We start from the raw sequence: 18,437 nt of genomic DNA, 5'->3' as shown, positions 1-18,437 counted from the left end.
TCCACGAAGCGGTTGAAGGCGTTACCCAGCGTGCCGAATTCATCATGATTCTGGATTGTAAGGCGGCGCGTCAGGTCGCCCTCGCCGTCGGCGATGTCCTGCATGGCGCGGGTCATCACATGCAGCGGTTGGAGCAGGATGCGGATCAGCATGCCGAGCAGGGCGATGATGATGACCACGGCAATGATCGTGGCGATAACCGCTGAGGTGCGGAATTCGCTGAGCATGGCGAAGGACTTGTCTTTATCTACTGTAATACCGAGGTACCAATTCACCGAGGGCAGACCCTTGATCGGTGTGAAGGTCACGATGTTGTCCTTCCCGTTGGCCTCGACTTCGCTGAAATCGGTGCTGATCTTCGGGGTGTTTTTCGGATACACATCGGCCAGGGTCTTCATCACCAGGTTTTTGTCCGGGTGTACCAACACTTTGCCGTCAGCGCTGACCAGGAACGCATAGCCCATGCCACCGAAGTTCAGCGCGCCGATGTTATCCACCAGGGTTTGCAGGCTCAGGTCGCCGCCGACCACGCCGATGCTCTGGGTGCCCTGCGTGCTCGGAGTGGCAACGGAAATAATCAGCTTGCCAGTGGCGGCATCGATATAGGGTTCGGTCAGGGTTGAGCCATTGCTGCTCTGGGCGCCGGTGTACCAAGGCCGTACACGCGGGTCGAAGCCGTCCGGCATCTTGGTATCAGGGCGGATGGTGAAAGCGCCCTTACTGTCGCCGACGTAAGTTGCCATGAATGAAGACGTCAGGGATTTCTGTTCCAGCAGACGGGCAACCGCGGAAGGCTCGGGGTTGATGGCAATGTTTTGCGCGGCGTTTTCCACCAGGGCAATGCGCCCGGTGAGCCAGGTTTGTATGTTGCTGGCGGTGACATCACCCATTTCATGCAAGTAGTTGTTGAGATCGTCGCGAATGGCGTTGCGTTGCAGGTAGTCGTTATAGAGGGTAAACAGCGCGAAAGCGGCGATGACGATAAGGGAGGCTGCAAGCAGGATTTTGTGGCTGAAGCGCAGATTTTTATTCATGGCTTGTAGGGTCCGCTAAGGTCTTAATATCCGAAGCGCGTCCTTATGGGAGGCGCAAAATGGCAGTGTCAAAAAAGGTGTGATACTTCTTGTGATAGCTCTGGGGGTCCCTGTAGGAACTATCTGACCTATTTTTAGATTTTGTGGGTCTCACATGAGCCTGTATCGACCTGGCGACACTAAAGATTAACCATAGGTGACGAAATGCCTGACTCCTCGCAACTGCTTATCGGGGCCGACCTTTCCGGCCAGCCTATTGCCCAGGCCATGCGCCTGGCCAACCGTCACGGGTTGATCGCCGGCGCGACCGGCACGGGCAAGACCGTCACGTTGCAGCGCCTGGCCGAAGCGTTCAGTGAGGCTGGCGTTGCGGTGTTTGCCGCCGACATCAAGGGTGACTTGTGCGGGCTGGGAGCGGCGGCCAACCCCCAGGGCAAGGTCGCCGAGCGTATCGCTGGCATGCCCTTCCTCAATTACACGGCCAAGGCTTATCCGGTCACGCTGTGGGATATCCACGGGCAGTCCGGTCATCCATTGCGCACCACCATCAGCGAAATGGGCCCGTTGTTGCTCGGCAGCTTGCTGGAACTCACCGACAGCCAGCAGTCAGCGCTTTACGCCGCCTTCAAGGTGGCGGATCGCGAAGGCCTGTTGCTGCTGGACCTCAAGGATCTCAAGGCGCTCCTCAACCACCTGCGCTACCACCCGGAGTTGTTGGGCGAAGACGCCGCGTTGATGACCACCGGCTCCAGCCAGGCGCTGTTGCGCCGCCTGGCGGTGCTGGAGCAGCAGGGCGCCGAAGCCCTGTTTGGCGAGCCGGCCCTGCAGTTGGAAGACATCCTGCAGCCCACCTCTGACGGGCGCGGGCGCATCCACCTGCTGGACGCCAGCCGCCTGGTTCACGAGGCGCCGAAGGTGTACGCGACCTTCCTGCTGTGGTTGTTGGCAGAGCTGTTCGAGCAACTGCCCGAGCGCGGTGATGCCGACAAACCGCTGCTGGCGCTGTTTTTTGACGAGGCGCATTTGCTGTTTGCCGACACGCCCAAAGCGTTGCAGGAGCGTCTGGAACAGGTGGTGCGGCTGATCCGTTCCAAAGGCGTTGGCGTTTATTTTGTGACTCAATCTCCTGGCGACCTGCCGGATAGCGTGCTGGCCCAACTCGGCCTGCGCATCCAGCATGGCCTGCGGGCGTTCACCACCAAGGAACAGAAATCCCTGCGCGCCGTCGCGGACGGTTTCCGGCCAAACCCGGCGTTTGATGCCTTGTCGGTCTTGACCGAACTGGGCACGGGTGAGGCTTTGGTGGGTACCTTGCAGGAAAAGGGCACGCCGGAAGTGGTCCAGCGCGTGCTGGTTGCACCGCCGCAATCGCGGATCGGGCCGCTCAGCGACGCCGAACGCACGGCATTGGTGGCCAGTTCACCGCTGCAGGGGCGTTATGACAAGCCGATTGACCGTGAATCCGCTTATGAAGTGCTGATGTCTCGCAAGGAACTGGGGCCGACCGAGGAAGCCAAACCTGCCAGCGACGAGCCGAGTTTCACCGACAAGGCCGGGGCGTTTCTGGGCACCACGGCGGGCAAGGCGCTGAAGTCTGCGATGCAGCAGGCTGCCAATCAGATGGGGCGGCAATTGGTGCGCGGCTTGTTGGGGTCGCTGTTGGGCGGCAGCAAGCGCAAATAGCGAGTCAGGGCTTGGGCTTGGCGTGGGCGGCCAGCCGTTCAAGCGCCGCGCGCAAGCCTGGGTTGCTGATCCCGTCGGCCGTTGCCTGGATGGTTTCGGCCGCATTCGCCGAGAGGTCGTGGGTATGCTCCGGCACGCCAGGCAAGGTGGTGGGCGGTTGCACTTTGAACTGGATGCGCGTCAAACCGGCAAATTCATCGAAGACCATCAATTGACGCTGCAGGCGTTTTTGTTGGTAGCGCAAACGCGTGGCCCAATGGCCATCCGTGACAATCAGTAGCAGGTTCCCTTCACGCCAGGACGCCACGCGACAGTGTTCGCGTGCGGCCGGTTGCAACTGGCTTTCGAGCAGGCGTTGCAGGAGGCCCAGGCGTTGCGCATGGCCAAAGATGGCTTTCAGCGGCTTGGCATCGCGAAGCAACACGCCGGGCGCGCGGGCTGTCAGGGGGCGAAATGCCATTATTGAGACACCTTAAGTAACAGAGCCGCCATCTTAGCAGAAAGCACCTGTACGCCCCCAGGCCATGCCTCCACCGGGCTTTTGGTGTGAAATCAATAGGTAACTTCTGCGTTCCATGGGTTGAAGTTCCGGCAAAAGCCCTTATTTTAAACAAGCCCTCTCACAGCCCCATGCCAGCATCGGGGAACAACGCCACTTTCCTCACCCACGAATCCGGGTAGAATGCGCGTTCGCATGCGGCCGTGAGGGCTGCTCGGGCCACTGACGGTGCGCCCTCCATCCCTATGTGTGGAAGAACCTGCCGATATGTTTGCGCCTTTGTTAAAGAAACTTTTTGGAAGCAAGAATGAGCGCGAAGTCAAACGCATGCTCAAGACGGTGCAGCTGGTCAATGCCTTCGAAGAGCAGATGGTTGCCCTTTCGGACGAGCAATTGCGCGCCAAGACCCAAGAGTTCAAGGCCCGCATAGCCAAAGGTGAAACCCTCGACAAGCTGCTGCCCGAAGCCTTTGCGGTCGCCCGTGAAGCCGGTAAGCGTGTCATGGGCATGCGCCACTTCGACGTCCAGTTGATCGGCGGCATGACCTTGCACGAAGGCATGATTGCCGAAATGCGCACCGGTGAAGGCAAGACCCTGGTGGCGACCCTCGGTGTTTACCTCAACGCACTGTCCGGCAAGGGCGTGCACGTTGTGACGGTGAACGACTACCTGGCTCGCCGGGACGCCAACTGGATGCGCCCGCTGTATGAATTCCTCGGCCTGACCGTCGGCGTGGTAACGCCGTTCCAGCCGCCGGAAGAGAAGCGCGCGGCCTACGCTGCCGACATCACCTACGGCACCAACAACGAATTCGGTTTCGACTACCTGCGCGACAACATGGCGTTCAGCATGGAAGAAAAATTCCAGCGCGAACTCAACTTTGCCGTGATCGACGAAGTCGACTCCATCCTCATCGACGAAGCCCGTACCCCGCTCATCATCTCCGGCCAGGCCGAAGACAGCTCGCGCCTGTACACCGAGATCAACAAATTGATCCCGCGCCTGGAGCAGCACATCGAGGAAGTGGAAGGCGTGGTGACCAAAGAAGGTCACTTCAGCATCGACGAGAAGACCCGCCAGGTCGAACTCAACGAAGCCGGTCACCAGTTCGTCGAAGAAATGCTGACCCAGATCGGCGAGCTGGCCGAGGGTGAAAGCCTGTACTCGGCACACAACCTGGGCCTGTTGACCCACGTGTATGCCGGCCTGCGTGCCCACAAGCTGTTCCATCGCAACGTCGAATACATCGTGCAGGACGGCCAGGTCGTACTGGTCGACGAGCACACCGGCCGTACCATGCCGGGTCGCCGCCTGTCCGAAGGCCTGCACCAGGCCATCGAAGCCAAGGAACACCTCAACATCCAGGCTGAAAGCCAGACGTTGGCGTCCACTACCTTCCAGAACTACTTCCGTCTGTACAACAAACTGTCCGGCATGACCGGTACGGCCGACACCGAAGCGTTCGAGTTCCACCAGATCTACAACCTGGCCGTGATGGTCATTCCGCCGAACAAGCCGTTGGCGCGTAAAGACTTCAACGACCTGGTGTTCCTGACGGCCGAAGAGAAATACGCGGCAATCATCAACGACATCAAGGACGGCATGGCCCAGGGTCGTCCGATCCTGGTGGGTACTGCCACCATCGAGACTTCCGAGCACGTGTCCAACCTGCTCAACAAGGAAGGCATCGAGCACAAGGTCCTCAACGCCAAGTTCCACGAAAAAGAAGCCGAGATCATCGCCCAGGCCGGTCGCCCAGGCGCACTGACCATCGCCACCAACATGGCCGGTCGTGGTACCGACATCCTGTTGGGCGGTAACTGGGAAGTGGAAGTCGCGGCACTGGAAAACCCGAGCCCTGAGCAGATCGCCCAGATCAAGGCCGATTGGCAGAAGCGTCACCAGGCCGTGTTGGAATCCGGTGGCCTGCAGGTGATCGCTTCCGAGCGTCACGAATCGCGCCGTATCGACAACCAGCTGCGTGGTCGTGCCGGCCGTCAGGGTGACGCCGGTTCCAGCCGCTTCTACCTGTCCCTGGAAGACAGCCTGATGCGCATCTTCGCCTCGGACCGCGTGAAGAACTTCATGAAGGCCCTGGGCATGCAGTCCGGTGAAGCGATCGAGCACCGCATGGTGACCAACGCCATCGAGAAAGCCCAGCGCAAGGTGGAAGGCCGCAACTTCGATATTCGTAAGCAACTGCTCGAGTTCGATGACGTCAACAACGAACAGCGTAAAGTGATCTATCACATGCGTAACACGTTGCTGGCCGCCGACAACATTGGCGAGACCATCGCAGATTTCCGTCAGGACGTACTCAACGCCACCGTCAGCGCACATATCCCGCCACAGTCCCTGCCAGAGCAGTGGGATGTTGCCGGCCTGGAAGCCGCGTTGAAGAGCGACTTCGGTGTCGACTTGCCGGTTCAGCAATGGCTGGACGAAGACGATCACCTGTACGAAGAAACCCTGCGCGAAAAACTGATGGCCGAACTGCTCGCCGCGTACAACGAGAAAGAAGAGCAGGCGAGTGCCGAGGCGCTGCGCACGTTCGAGAAGCAGATCGTTCTGCGCGTGCTGGACGACCTGTGGAAAGATCACCTGTCGACCATGGATCACCTGCGTCACGGTATCCACCTGCGTGGCTACGCCCAGAAGAACCCGAAGCAGGAGTACAAGCGCGAGTCGTTCACGCTGTTCTCCGAGCTGCTGGATTCGATCAAGCGCGACTCTATCCGCGTGCTGTCCCACGTTCAGGTGCGTCGTGAAGACCCGATCGAGGAAGAAGCTCGCCTGCGCCAGGAAGCCGAGGCACTGGCTGCGCGCATGCAGTTCCAGCACGACGAAGCGCCGGGCCTGGAAGCCCCTGAGGTATTGGGCGAAGAGGTCGATGTGGCCCTGGCTCAAACCCCGGTACGCAATGATCAGAAGCTGGGCCGTAACGAGCTGTGCTGGTGCGGTTCGGGCAAGAAGTTCAAACACTGCCACGGCGAAATCAACTAAGATTTTTGCCTGACGCTGCAACACCCTGCGCCGCGACCGGCCTCTGCCGTCGCGGCGTTTTGCCATTAATTTCACCGTCGATCACGACGGCACAGACATCACCTATTTTAAGGAGCGCATTCATGGCTGTTGGTCTTGGTCCTTTGCCCACATTGCACCCGGTTGCCGGTTTTGAACTCGGAATCGCTTCGGCCGGCATCAAGCGCCCGGGGCGCAAAGATGTGGTGGTGATGCGCTGTGCCGAAGGCTCGACCGTCGCCGGAGTGTTCACCCTCAACGCGTTCTGCGCGGCGCCGGTGATCCTGGCCAAGCAGCGCGTGGCCGGCACGATCCGTTACCTGCTGACCAACACCGGCAATGCCAACGCCGGCACCGGCGAGCCCGGCCTGGTGGCGGCCGCGCGCACCTGCGCCAAGCTGGCCCAGTTGACTGGCGTGGATGCCAGCCAAGTGCTGCCATACTCCACCGGCGTCATCGGTGAGCCGCTGCCCGTAGAAAAAATCGAAGGCGCGCTGCAAGCCGCGCTGGACGACCTGTCTGTGGATAACTGGGCGGCGGCCGCCACCGGCATCATGACCACCGACACCCTGCCAAAAGGCGCGAGCCGTCAGTTCGTGCACGACGGCGTGACCGTCACCGTGACCGGTATCAGCAAAGGTGCGGGCATGATTCGCCCGAACATGGCGACCATGCTCGGTTACATTGCCACCGACGCCAAAGTCTCCCGCGATGTGCTGCACAGCCTGATCCTGGACGGCGCCAACAAGTCGTTCAACCGCATCACCATCGATGGCGACACCTCGACCAACGACTGCTGCATGCTGATCGCCACCGGCCAGGCCAACCTGCCGGAGATCACCGAGGCCAGCGGCCCGCTGTTCGCGGCGTTGAAGCAGGCCGTGTTCGACGTGTGCATGGAAGTCGCCCAGGCCATCGTGCGTGACGGCGAGGGTGCGACCAAGTTCGTGACCGTGGAAGTCAACGGCGGCGGCAATCATCAGGAATGCCTGGATGTGGGCTACACCGTGGCTCACTCGCCACTGATCAAGACCGCATTGTTCGCTTCGGACCCGAACTGGGGCCGTATCCTGGCGGCCGTCGGCCGTGCCGGCGTGCCGGACCTGGACGTGAGCAAGATCGACGTGTTCCTCGGTGATGTGTGCATCGCCAGCCGTGGCGCGCGTGCCGAGACCTACACCGAAGCCCAGGGCTCGGCGGTGATGCAGCAGGAAGAAATCACCATCCGCATCGAGCTGGGTCGCGGCGAGTGCAGCGAAACCATCTGGACCACCGACCTGTCCCACGAATACGTGAAGATCAACGCGGAATACCGCACCTGATAGCCAAGAGGAAAAGCGCGGTGAAACGAGTGCATGTAGCAGCAGCGGTGATCCGCGGTGTAGACGGCAGGATCCTGTTGGCGCGCCGCGCCGATACCCAGCACCAGGGCGGCCTCTGGGAGTTTCCCGGTGGCAAGGTGGAGGCCGATGAGTCGGTCGCTGGCGCGCTGTCCCGCGAATTGCAGGAAGAGCTGGGCATCCAGGTCACTGCCGCGCGTCCGCTGATCAAGGTGCAGCATGACTACCCGGACAAGCAGGTGTTGCTGGATGTCTGGGAAGTGTCGGCGTTTACCGGCGAGCCTCATGGTGCCGAGGGGCAGCCATTGGAGTGGGTTGCCCCGCGTGATTTGCTCAACTATGAGTTCCCGGCGGCCAACGCACCGATTGTTGCCGCTGCGCGCTTGCCTGCTGAATACCTGATCACCCCTGGCGAGCTGGAAACCCCGGTGTTACTGCGTGGTATCCAGAAAGCTATTGCTGGCGGCATCAAGCTGGTGCAACTGCGCGCGCCCAACGGCTACGACCCCAAATACCGCGACCTCGCGGTGGATGCGGTGGGCCTGTGCGCGGGCAAGGCGCAGTTGATGCTCAAGGGGCCGTTTGAATGGTTGGGGGATTTTCCTGCAGCCGGCTGGCACATGACGGCGGCGCAACTGCGTAAATACGCCAGCAAGGGCCGACCACTGCCCAAGGACCGCTGGCTGGCGGCGTCGTGTCACAACGCGGAAGAGCTGGCCTTGGCGGAAATGATGGACGTGGATTTTGTCACGCTGTCGCCGGTGCAGCCGACCCAGACTCACCCCGATGCCCAGCCGTTGGGTTGGGAGCAGGCGGCGGAGTTGATCCGTGGGTTCAGCAAGCCGGTGTTTCTGCTGGGCGGGGTAGGGCCTGCCGAACGGGAGCAGGCTTGGGACGCCGGGGCTCAGGGTGTGGCAGGGATTCGGGCGTTCTGGCCTGAAGTTTGATGCCGTTCTGACGGGCCCCATCGCAGGCAAGCCAGCTCCCACATTTGATTTGTGAATACATACAAGTGTGGGAGCTGGCTTGCCTGCGATGGGCCAAATCAGTCACCACACAATTATCAATGTGGCTTAGCGGCCGCCTGCCACAAAATCTCCGCAACCCCCTGGCGCTTGGCAATTATCCTGGCCGCCACAAACAGCAAATCCGACAGCCGATTGATATACGCCAAACCCACACCCTCCAGCGGCTCAATCGCATTCAACTGCTGACACCGCCGCTCCGCACTGCGCGCCACGCTGCGGCACACGTGGGCCTGGGCGATCAATGCTGAACCACCGGGCAGGATGAAGTTCTCCAGCGGCCCGACCTCTTCATTCCAGCGATCAATCGCCGCCTCCAGCCGATCCACCTCGGCCGCATTCAACGCCTTGTACTCCGGCATTGCCAACTCGCCGCCCAGATCGAACAACCGATGCTGGCATGGGGTCAGCACCTCAATCACGTCCTGCAAGCCGGGATGCTGTCCGCCGAGTGCTTCGAGATAGGCCAACAGCAAGCCGAGCTGGCTGTTCAGCGTATCGACTTCGCCAATCGCCTCCACCCGTGGATGATCCTTCGGCACACGGCGGCCATCACCGAGGCCGGTTTCGCCCTTGTCGCCGGTGCGGGTGTAGATCTTCGATAGGCGAAAGCCCATGGTCATTGCTCCAGTTGGGTGAGGTCGTAAGGCGGCAGTTGGCTGCCGGCCAGTGGCAGGCGCAAGGTGAAACACGTGCCTTGGCCAAGGGTGGAGTGCACTTCCATCTGGCCCTTGTGGTTGTTGGTGATGATGAAATACGACACCGACAGCCCGAGCCCGGTGCCCTGGCCGATTTCCTTGGTGGTGAAAAACGGCTCGAAGGTGCGTTTGCGCACGTTCTCGCTCATGCCGATGCCATTGTCCTCCACCTGTATTTCTGCCCACGGCGGGTTGAGGCGCGTGCGCAGGATGATGCGCCCCGGCTCGCTGTCATCTTCACGCAGGTGAATGGCCTGGGCGGCGTTTTTCAGCAGGTTGAGCAGGACCTGTTCCAGTTCGTTGGCGGTGCCGGGTACCGGGCCCAACTGCGGGTCGAACTGGCGGATGATCGCTTGGCCCTTGAAGTCAAAGCCGATGGTGAGGTCGAAGTCGTTACCGGCGATTTCCACCGCTTGGTCGATCAGTGCCGGTAAGTCGCACGGTGCCATCTGCCGGTTGCTGCGGCGACTGAAGCTGAGCATATGGGTGACGATCTTCGCCGCCCGCGCCCCGGCTTGCTGGATGCCATCGAGCAGTTGCGGCACTTCGCGGCTTTGCAGGTAGTGGTTGACCGTTTCCAGCTCGATGCCGGCCTGCTCGGCGTGCTCCAGGTTCTTGGGCAGGTCGGGAGACAGGCGGCGGCGGATGTTCTGCACGTTATGCAGGATCGCGCCCAGCGGGTTGTTGATCTCGTGGGCCATGCCGGCGGCCAGGCCACCTACCGACAGCATTTTCTCGGACTGCACCATCATCTCTTCCAGGGACAGTCGCTGGGTGATGTCATCGATACGAATCACCACGCCACGCCCGGCGCCACCCATCAGTGGGTAGAAGGTCAGGGCGTAATGCTTGGGTTCGTCGTCCTTGAACCAGGTGACCCGCTCGATGCGCTCCACGGTGTGTTGCTCGACCGCTGCCCTGATCTGCGGCAAGTAGGGTTTGAGCGGCTGGAAGGCCAGGTAGATCGGCTGGTTCAGCGCTTCATCCAGGCGGGTACCGGAAAGCGCGCTGGCCTCCTGGTTCCACTGCGTCACGTAGAGCTGTTCATCCAGGGCGATCAGTGCCGAGGGCATCGAGTCGATGATGCTGTTCAGGTAATTCTGGAAGCCGGTGAGTTTTTTCTCGATCTTGCTGCGAACCTGGACTTCCAGTTCCAGCTTACGGTTGGTGTGGCGCGTCTCTTCGGCCAGGCCTTGGGCTTGGTCGTAGGCCGCCTGGGAGTCGTCCCGTGCGCGCTTGAGTTGCTGCTCGCGGGCTTCGATCCGCGACAGCATGGTGTTGAAGGCTTCGGCCAGGCTGCCGATTTCATCGTGGTTGCCACGGCCAGCGCGTAGGGCGTAGTTCTCTTCGCGGGTGACCTGGCGCGACAACTCTTCGAGTTCGTGGATCGGCCGGGTGATCAGGCGTTTGATCTGGCGGGCGATGATCAACCACAGCAGCACGCTGAAAATCAGGATGCCCAGGCTGGCCGTCAGCGTGCCCGTGTAGAACGCCACCGGCAGCTCACTGCTGGCCACCAGCAGCAGGTGCCCGGATGCTTGGCCAGCACGGGGCAGGGTGATGATCTGGTTGCTGCGAAACTCGGTGACGCGCCAGGCTTCGATATGCCGGTAGTTGTCGGGCAGGTGCAGGCGGTCGCCGTGTTGCATCTGCGCCAGGCGGTTGCCTTCACCGTCGTACAGGGCGGCGGCGCGCAAGGGCGAATAGCTGGTCAGCTCGTTGAGCAGGGCGTCCGCCTTGGCGGGTGATTCGAGGGCTTCGGCGGCGAGCGCGGGGTTGGACACCAGGCGACCAATCGCCTGCAAGGCTTGGGGGGCCATGCTTTCCTGGGAGATCCAGTAGGCGGCGCTGATAAAGGTCAGGTTGGCCACCAGCAATACGGTGGTCAACAGCACCAGCAGGGCGGCCAGCAGTTTCTGCCCGACCGGTAGGTTTTCAAGACGCTGGCGCAGCGGCATCAGGGTTTTCCCAGGTGATAGACAGGCGGGCAGGGTAGCGCGTGGCTCAGTCGCGGGGCAATCCGCGTGCAAGTAACTGCTCGACCAGGCGCACCTGCAACTGCTGCAAATGCGGCAGGTTCAGTTGGTGACGGGCGGCCGCCTGGCAAGCATAGCCCAATAGATAGCTGATTTCGGTGCGACGGCCGGCGGCCACGTCCTGGTACATGGAAGAGTAATTGGCGGCGGTGGCCTGGATCACCCGTTCCACTTCGTGTTGCAGGTCCAGCGCGGCAGCAGGCTGGCCGCAGCATTCCAGCAGTTCAGCCAGCTCTGCGCACAGGGTGGCGACTTCGCAGTGATGGGCCTGCAATTCGCCGTTACGACATTGATGCAGCACGGTTAGCGGGTTGATGGCGCAATTGAGGGCCAGCTTGCGCCATAGCCGCGTAAGGATATCGGTACTCCAATCGTGGGGGATGCCAGCGGCGTGCAGGTCATCCAGCCACAGCGGCGGGGTAGGGTGGCTCGCGTCGCCCAGCCAGGTGTAGCCATGGCCGGCAAACACGACACGCCAGTCGCCATCGCGAAAGGCGCCTTCCGTGCTGGAGGCAAAGATGCAGCGCGCCTGGGGCAACTGCGCGGCGACCGCATCCTGGCTGCCAAGGCCGTTCTGCAGCAGGATCAGCTCGGCATCTGGAGCTAGCCGCTGTTGCAACTGTGCGACGGCGCCTTGGGCGTCGTAGGCTTTGCACGCCACCAGCAGGCGATGAATCGGCCCAGGGCTGTCAGGCGTTTCGCCTGTCACGGGGTAAGTCTGCTCAATGCCTTGTTCCACCAGGGTCAGTCCCTTGCCCGCCTGATAACTGGCCAGGCGCGCCTCATCACGCAGGATCAACCTGACGGGCACGCCTGCGCGCGCCAGGCGGGTGGCCCAGAGTGTGCCTAGGCTGCCGGCGCCGAGAATATGCCAGGTGGTCGACATCTGTTTGTGCTCCATGGGGTCGCTCACAGTGAATGCGGCGAAAGAACCGCTATAATGCCCCGGCATTTTAGCTTGGGCGCGCTCCATCTCTACTGAGCCCGCCCCTTATATTGGAGAAATGACATGCCTTCGTTCGACGTGGTATCCGAACTGGACAAACACGAAGTCACCAACGCCGTCGAGAACGCCGTCAAGGAACTGGACCGTCGCTATGACTTGAAAGGCAAGGGCAGCTTCGAATTCAAGGAAAAAGAGCTGACCGTCAACCTGACCGCTGAAGCCGATTTCCAGCTGGAAGCGATGATCGAGATCCTCAAGCTGTCGCTGGTCAAGCGCAAGATCGACGCGCAGTGCCTTGAAATCAAGGATGCCTACGCCTCCGGCAAGCTGATGAAGCAGGAAGCCATCCTCAAGGAAGGCATCGATAAGGAGCTGGCGAAGAAAATCGTCGCCCACATCAAGGACGCCAAGCTGAAAGTCCAGGCCGCGATCCAGGGTGAACAGGTTCGTGTCACTGGCAAGAAACGTGACGACCTGCAAGAGGCCATTGCGGCCCTGCGCGCCAAGACCTTCGACATGCCGCTGCAGTTCAACAACTTCCGCGACTGATGGCACATTGGGGAACCTGTCGGCGTTTTTGACGTCCCACGCCCCAGAACCTGCGCCTACTATTGAGCCCTACGGGGCTCAATTGCATTTATGGCCGCTCATTACGCCGAACATCCGGTTAACAGGAGAATGTAGATGGATTTGAACGCTGAAATGGATCACCTGATCAAGACCTCGGAATCTTGGCTGCCGATGATCATGGAATACGGCAGCCGGTTCTTGCTGGCTTTGGTCACCTTGGTCATCGGTTGGTGGCTGATTAACGTGTTGACCCATCGCGTGGGGCGCCTGCTGGCCCTGCGCAATGCTGACATGGCCCTGCAACATTTCATTACCCGACTGGCGAACGTCGCGCTCAAAATCATGCTGGTGGTCAACGTGGCCTCGATGATCGGCGTGGCAACCACCTCGTTCATTGCGGCGATCGGTGCCGCTACCCTGGCCATCGGCATGGCATTGCAAGGCAGCCTGGCGAACTTCGCCGGTGGCGTGCTGATTCTGTTGTTCCGCCCATTCCGCATTGGTGACTGGATCGAAGCCCAAGGCACTTCGGGTACCGTCGATAGCATCCAGATCTTCCACACCGTGCTGCGTACCGGCGACAACAAGACCGTGATCGTGCCGAACGGTATCCTGTCCAATGGCCTTATCACCAACACCAACCGTCAGCCGACCCGCAAGGTGGTGTTCGATGTGGGTGTGGACTATGAGGCCGACCTGCAAAAAGCCCGTGAGGTGTTGCTGGAGCTGGCGAAAGATCCGCGCGTATTGGCAGACCCGGCTGCGGCAGCGGTGGTGTCGACATTGGGTGACAGTTCGATCACCGTTTCCTTGCGTTGCTGGACCAAGACGGCGGATTATTGGGACGTGGTGTTCATGTTGAACGAACTTGCACGTGACCGCTTGAAGGCGGCGGGGATTGATATTCCATTTCCGCAGCGGGTTATTCGTGTGATGCAGGAAACAGCTGCCAAGTAACTGGGGTCATTCTTGAACTTGGCCGTTAGGTCAGGTTCAAGGTGCAAGCGCTAATCTCGTTAGTTAGCTTGCTAGTTATTCCAGTGCTGAAACATTACATCCATAAAAAAGCCGCTCCCTTGTTAAACAAGGGAGCGGCTTTTTTTGTTTAAGGCCGAAACCTTAACTCATCGCTGTAATAAAACTGTCAATTACAGGATGTTCAGCGGGTAGTTCGCGATCAAACGCAGTTCGTCGATCGAAGGCGAACCGTAGTAAACGCCATCACCCGAACGATAGGTTGCTTGACGCAGACGCAGGCTCAGGTCCTTGGCTGGACCGCTCTGGATCACGTACTTGGCTTCGATGTCACGTTCCCACTCTTTGCCGTTCGAGGTCGTGGCGGTTTGAGCGCCGCTACCGGTTACGTAGCGAGTCATGAAGCTCAGGCCAGGAATGCCAAAGGTCGCCATGTTGATGTCGTAACGAGCCTGGTAGGACTTCTCGCCTTCGCCGTTGAAGTCGGAGCGGGCAATGGAGTTGGCCAGGAACACTGAGCCGCCGCCGTCTACGCCGTAACCGTAATCGCCGTCACCGGTGACTTTCTGGGCAGCCAGTGTGAAGGTGTGAGCACCAATGGTGTACGCACCCTGCAGGCTGAACGCACGGTTATCAAGCTTGGTGGTTTTGTCGTAGTAGGCGCGTTGCTTGCCTTCACCGTCACTTTTCGTGTCGTAGATGTTGAAGTCCAGGGCGAAGGACTGGTCGTCGCTCAGCGCGTGGGTCCAGTTAAGGTTGCTGTACCACTTGCGGAAGTAATCTTCGGTTTTTGCGTAGTACAGGCTGCCGGTAACCTCTGGGGTGAAGGAGTAGACGGCACCGGCAAAGTCGGTCTTCGTCAGGCCCAGGCTGTCACGGAAGGTCTGGTTCTGTGCGACGCTGGAAGTGAAGTGACCACCTTCCAGTTTGAGGCCCTTGATCTCGTTGCTGGTGAGCGAGATACCTTGTGGCAGCTCTGGCAGCAAACGGCTGTCATCGGAGGCAAACACAGGAGCGGTGGTGTATTGGTCGCCGACTTTCAAGACCGTATCGGAGATGCGGAATTTAACGGCACCGCCGCCTTTGGAGTAATCGTCCTGCGAGCGACCGTCGGAACCGGACGGGAACAGACCAGTGCCGGCACGGCCCTTACCGCTGTCGAGCTTGACGCCCAGCAGGCCGATCACGTCTACACCGACGCCGATGGTGCCTTGGGTGAAGCCCGATTGGTACAGGGCGTTGAAGCCCAGGCCAGTCTCTTCAGCACGGCTTTTATTCTTGCCGTTGACTTTCTCGTAGCCATCCAGTGGCTCATTGCGGAAGTCGCGGCTGAAGTACAGGGCGCGAGTATTAATGCTGAAAGTGCTGTCTTCAACAAAGCCTTTGGAATCGCTTTGGGCGGACGCCATTGCGAACTGCGTAGTGCCTGCTGAAACAGCCAGGGCGATCATGCTCCACTTCATCACGCGCATCGTGATTTGCTCCTTTGGTTTTAGGAAGAGTACTGCCGTCCCACCTGTATTTTTGTCTGGGCGGCTCTTTCTTTTTGTGTCGGCGCAAAGTTATATCACGCTGACAATATTGGCGATACTTGCCCAACTTTCCTTTCAGCTTCTTTACGAGCTTGTCGTAGATTGCTATATCCATGTCGCAAATTCACAGCCCCACTGTAACGAGGCTGACAACTTCAATACTGTTTCTAAACCGTTAAAAGAACGCAAAAAAACGTTTCTTTCGAAGTTTGAAATCATCCTTGGCGCGCATTGAACCGCTGCTGTTTTTCATCGCGAAACACCCGCTTCCCTACCGGTGCCGTTGCCGACGATAAAGGGATGAATGCAGCAAGCGTGCCCAAACTGAAATTCGAATGTCATTTTTTCGTGAAAAACGTCGTGGCTTCCTGAAAACCGCATAAGCACGGGGTTTTTACGCCGATTGGTTTGGCCTTGACGCACGCTTCCTTTCCTTGGTGTGGGGTGCATAAATCCTGAACCTGGGTAAAACGTTACCGGTTCACCCCGCCCAGTGGGTAATCGGCGGATCTCTTTGAGGCATAAATGGGTCATTTTGGTGCATGCCCCCCGATGACGCTCGACCGCAGTGATGGCTCAATGCCTTGACTTGCGAAGCCTCTGTGTCGCGGGTCTCGTCGTAATCGTTTGCTCAGTGTTCATCTATTTACGGCTGGATTGGTCATTGAGCGTAGTCGAATTATTCGTTTGTCTCGAAATGGTGCGCTTTTTTTCATCGCACTTTGGCCCGGCGCGCAGGGGCTGGCGTGAAGCGTGCGCGATTCGCAGGTATGCTGGTGGCCTTGAACCTGACCTGCCGAACGGAGTGCCTGCGGTGTTCGCTTTAGATCAACGCCTTCAACAAGACACGCTGACCCTGGGGGACTTCCCCCTGTGCCGACTGCTGCTGTCCAATGACTCGAACTACCCCTGGTTCATCCTGGTGCCGCGTATCAACGGTATCAGCGAAGTGTTTCAACTGGATGTCGCCGATCAGCAACAGTTGTGGCAAGAGACGACGGCCCTGGCGCAAGTGCTGAATGACGGGCTGGCGGCGGACAAGATGAACATCGGCGCGCTGGGCAATGTGGTCAGCCAGTTGCACGTCCATGTGATCGTGCGCAAGCGCGATGATGCCGCCTGGCCGGCGCCGGTATGGGGCAAGCATCCGGCGCAGCCTTACACCGATGCGCAAGTGGCAGCCATCCGCGCCCGTCTGCGCGAGCTGTTGCCTGCTGACTTTGTCTTTACCCAGGGTTGAATCATGGATCTGCAAGACCGCGTCACTGACCTGGAGAGCCGCCTGGCCTTCCAGGACGACACCATCGAAACCCTCAACGATATCCTCGTCACCCAGCAGCGGGCCGTCGAGCGCCTGCAATTGCAGATGACCGCACTGCTAAAGCGCCAGGAAGAAATGGGCGGCCAATTCGAAACGTCCGAAGAAGAAGCGCCGCCGCCTCACTATTGATAGCGGCTAATGGCTGCGCATAAAAAAACCGCGAACCAGCCAGGCTGGATCGCGGTTTTTTTTGCTGCGAGCGCGGGTATCAGCGACGCGGCAGTGCAGCAATCACGTCTTCGGCCTGCAGGCCTTTGTCGCGATTCATGACGGAGAACTCCACGCGCTGGCCTTCCACCAGTACGCGATGGCCTTCGCCGCGGATGGCCCGGAAATGGACGAAGATATCGTCGCCCGAATCACGGGAAATAAAGCCGAAGCCTTTGGACGTGTTGAACCACTTGACGGTACCGGTATCCCGATTGGTCATGTCGTAGGTTTGCGACGAGGCCGCAGGGGACGAACGGTAGAAGCTGATGGCCAGGTGAAGAACGATGGCGACCACAGCAATCACCAGGCTGAGCAGGATGGCCGGGTGGCCGCCGACTTCAGGCATGGGTGCCAGGAGGGTGAGGGTTTGTACGACAACGGTCAGTACCAACAGCGCGCTGACCAGGTTTTGCAGTTGATGACGTGTGCCTTTGTTCCAGTAAGGGATCACCGGTGCCAGCGTCAGGTTAAGAAGGCCGAACAAGGCCAGGTACAGAGCGTCGTGTTGTTCCAGGTAGGGAGGGCTTCCCTGTTGCAAGCTCGGTATAAAGGACAGCAGCAAAGCTGCAACGCCCGTTAGCAGGTGGACGATTTTCAACATTTTGATTAACTCACGTTAAGACGGATCACAAGGAAGAGCTGACTGGCACGGTTCGCTTCTGAACAATGGGAGGCGTTGGGCACGTGCGCGGGGTATCAGCCTATGCCGCTGCCGCAGAAAGTAACGGCGACGACACGCCGCCTATTTAACAGCAAAGGCTGTGCCTACTCAAATCAAGCATTTCAGGGTGTTGCAAGGGACATGGCATTTCTGCGTCAAACGCTTGTCCTAGACACGTGCAGGTGTTTCAAGCGGGGTTGCAGGGATATTTCCTACTCTGGCCAAAGGCTTGGGACCCACCGTTTGACCGGCCACGCCGGGGCGAATTGCCGCGCCGGGCTGCGCATCGCTGCCACTCTTGCTAGAGTGGTCCTGCACCGGATCAATGAATGCTTGTCAATTGAAGGGGATAAACATGGCAATCGATATCGGTATCAGTGAAGAAGATCGTAAATCCATCGTCGACGGGCTTTCACGGCTGCTTTCCGATACCTATGTTTTGTATCTGAAGACCCACAATTTCCATTGGAACGTCACGGGCCCCATGTTCCGCACGCTGCACTTGATGTTTGAAGAGCAGTACAACGAGCTGGCGCTGGCCGTGGACTCCATTGCCGAGCGTATCCGTGCCCTGGGTTTCCCGGCGCCGGGTGCCTACTCCATCTACGCCCGACTTTCGTCCATCAAGGAAGAGGAAGGCGTGCCCAGCGCAGAAGAGATGATCAAGCAGTTGGTCGCCGGCCAGGAGGCGGTCACTCGTACCGCGCGCGGCATCTTCCCACTGCTCGACAAGGTCAGCGACGAGCCGACCGCCGACCTGCTGACCCAGCGCATGCAGGTTCACGAGAAAACCGCGTGGATGCTGCGCTCGCTGCTCGAAAATCAGTAAACGCCGACCCTGAGTGGCGCCGTCCTGGCGCCGCTCGCTTGTTTCCGCGCATTTCCT

At 59.6% G+C, this 18,437-nt stretch carries 15 protein-coding genes and 1 pseudogene; 9 read left to right on the top strand and 7 right to left on the bottom strand.

Annotated features, from left to right (window positions below):
- Nucleotides 1-2 precede the first annotated feature (2 nt).
- Nucleotides 3-1,034 (bottom strand): annotated as a pseudogene (locus KUA23_RS30455) (HAMP domain-containing protein); the annotation flags it as partial.
- Nucleotides 1,035-1,238: 204 nt separating this feature from the next.
- Between KUA23_RS30455 and KUA23_RS24295 the strand changes: the two are divergent.
- Nucleotides 1,239-2,717: a helicase HerA-like domain-containing protein gene (locus KUA23_RS24295; RefSeq protein WP_078050020.1), complete on the top strand. Its 1,479-nt coding sequence runs from the start codon at nt 1,239-1,241 to the stop codon at nt 2,715-2,717.
- 4 nt (nt 2,718-2,721) lie between these two features.
- Here KUA23_RS24295 and KUA23_RS24290 read toward each other — a convergent pair whose 3' ends face one another.
- A complete protein-coding gene (locus tag KUA23_RS24290; RefSeq protein WP_078050019.1) occupies nt 2,722-3,177 on the bottom strand; it encodes a DUF721 domain-containing protein in 456 nt (151 codons plus the stop codon).
- Nucleotides 3,178-3,483: 306 nt separating this feature from the next.
- Between KUA23_RS24290 and secA the strand changes: the two genes are divergently transcribed.
- The 3 genes from secA (at nt 3,484) to KUA23_RS24275 (ending at nt 8,524) form a co-directional block, all read left to right on the top strand.
- Nucleotides 3,484-6,219, top strand: a complete 2,736-nt coding sequence (gene secA / locus KUA23_RS24285; protein ID WP_078050018.1) for a preprotein translocase subunit SecA — start codon at nt 3,484-3,486, stop codon at nt 6,217-6,219.
- A gap of 122 nt (nt 6,220-6,341) precedes the next feature.
- A complete protein-coding gene (gene argJ, locus KUA23_RS24280; protein ID WP_078050017.1) occupies nt 6,342-7,559 on the top strand; it encodes a bifunctional glutamate N-acetyltransferase/amino-acid acetyltransferase ArgJ in 1,218 nt (405 codons plus the stop codon).
- Between the two features lie 20 nt (nt 7,560-7,579).
- Nucleotides 7,580-8,524 (top strand): Nudix family hydrolase, encoded by a 945-nt coding sequence (locus KUA23_RS24275; RefSeq protein ID WP_099494278.1) that lies wholly within the window; start codon nt 7,580-7,582, stop codon nt 8,522-8,524.
- Between the two features lie 116 nt (nt 8,525-8,640).
- Here the strand turns inward: KUA23_RS24275 and KUA23_RS24270 are convergent, their stop codons facing one another.
- Genes KUA23_RS24270 through KUA23_RS24260 form a run of 3 tightly spaced genes read right to left on the bottom strand, consistent with a single transcriptional unit; the run spans nt 8,641 to nt 12,222 of the window.
- Entirely contained in the window at nt 8,641-9,219 is a 579-nt protein-coding gene (locus KUA23_RS24270; protein ID WP_252992983.1) for a cob(I)yrinic acid a,c-diamide adenosyltransferase, read from the bottom strand.
- 2 nt (nt 9,220-9,221) lie between these two features.
- On the bottom strand, nt 9,222-11,258 hold the full coding sequence (locus tag KUA23_RS24265; RefSeq protein ID WP_078050014.1) for a sensor histidine kinase: 2,037 nt from the start codon (nt 11,256-11,258) through the stop codon (nt 9,222-9,224).
- A gap of 46 nt (nt 11,259-11,304) precedes the next feature.
- Complete coding sequence (locus tag KUA23_RS24260; RefSeq protein ID WP_252992982.1) at nt 11,305-12,222, bottom strand: putative 2-dehydropantoate 2-reductase; 918 nt, start codon at nt 12,220-12,222, stop codon at nt 11,305-11,307.
- Nucleotides 12,223-12,345: 123 nt separating this feature from the next.
- Between KUA23_RS24260 and KUA23_RS24255 the strand changes: the two genes are divergently transcribed.
- Both KUA23_RS24255 and KUA23_RS24250 read left to right on the top strand, forming a co-directional pair.
- On the top strand, nt 12,346-12,831 hold the full coding sequence (locus KUA23_RS24255; RefSeq protein WP_010208088.1) for a YajQ family cyclic di-GMP-binding protein: 486 nt from the start codon (nt 12,346-12,348) through the stop codon (nt 12,829-12,831).
- A 135-nt stretch (nt 12,832-12,966) separates the two neighbouring features.
- Nucleotides 12,967-13,809 carry a mechanosensitive ion channel family protein gene (locus tag KUA23_RS24250; protein ID WP_078050012.1) on the top strand — a complete coding sequence of 281 codons (843 nt, stop codon included), beginning with the start codon at nt 12,967-12,969 and terminating at the stop codon, nt 13,807-13,809.
- 191 nt (nt 13,810-14,000) lie between these two features.
- Here KUA23_RS24250 and KUA23_RS24245 read toward each other — a convergent pair whose 3' ends face one another.
- Nucleotides 14,001-15,299 carry an OprD family porin gene (locus KUA23_RS24245; RefSeq protein ID WP_078050011.1) on the bottom strand — a complete coding sequence of 433 codons (1,299 nt, stop codon included), beginning with the start codon at nt 15,297-15,299 and terminating at the stop codon, nt 14,001-14,003.
- An 874-nt stretch (nt 15,300-16,173) separates the two neighbouring features.
- Here KUA23_RS24245 and KUA23_RS24240 point away from each other — a divergent pair.
- Nucleotides 16,174-16,599: an HIT domain-containing protein gene (locus KUA23_RS24240; protein ID WP_078050993.1), complete on the top strand. Its 426-nt coding sequence runs from the start codon at nt 16,174-16,176 to the stop codon at nt 16,597-16,599.
- Between the two features lie 3 nt (nt 16,600-16,602).
- On the top strand, nt 16,603-16,809 hold the full coding sequence (locus KUA23_RS24235; protein WP_015885618.1) for a SlyX family protein: 207 nt from the start codon (nt 16,603-16,605) through the stop codon (nt 16,807-16,809).
- Nucleotides 16,810-16,888: 79 nt separating this feature from the next.
- Here the strand turns inward: KUA23_RS24235 and KUA23_RS24230 are convergent, their stop codons facing one another.
- Complete coding sequence (locus KUA23_RS24230) at nt 16,889-17,491, bottom strand: cold-shock protein (protein ID WP_025854767.1); 603 nt, start codon at nt 17,489-17,491, stop codon at nt 16,889-16,891.
- 415 nt (nt 17,492-17,906) lie between these two features.
- On the opposite strand from KUA23_RS24230, the gene KUA23_RS24225 reads away from it, so the two are divergent.
- A complete protein-coding gene (locus KUA23_RS24225; protein WP_003193874.1) occupies nt 17,907-18,380 on the top strand; it encodes a Dps family protein in 474 nt (157 codons plus the stop codon).
- The last annotated feature ends 57 nt before the right edge of the window (nt 18,381-18,437 follow it).

This window comes from Pseudomonas pergaminensis (assembly GCF_024112395.2).
GTDB classification, from domain to species: Bacteria; Pseudomonadota; Gammaproteobacteria; order Pseudomonadales; family Pseudomonadaceae; genus Aquipseudomonas; species Aquipseudomonas pergaminensis.
This window is presented reverse-complemented; position numbering and strand designations above follow the sequence as displayed.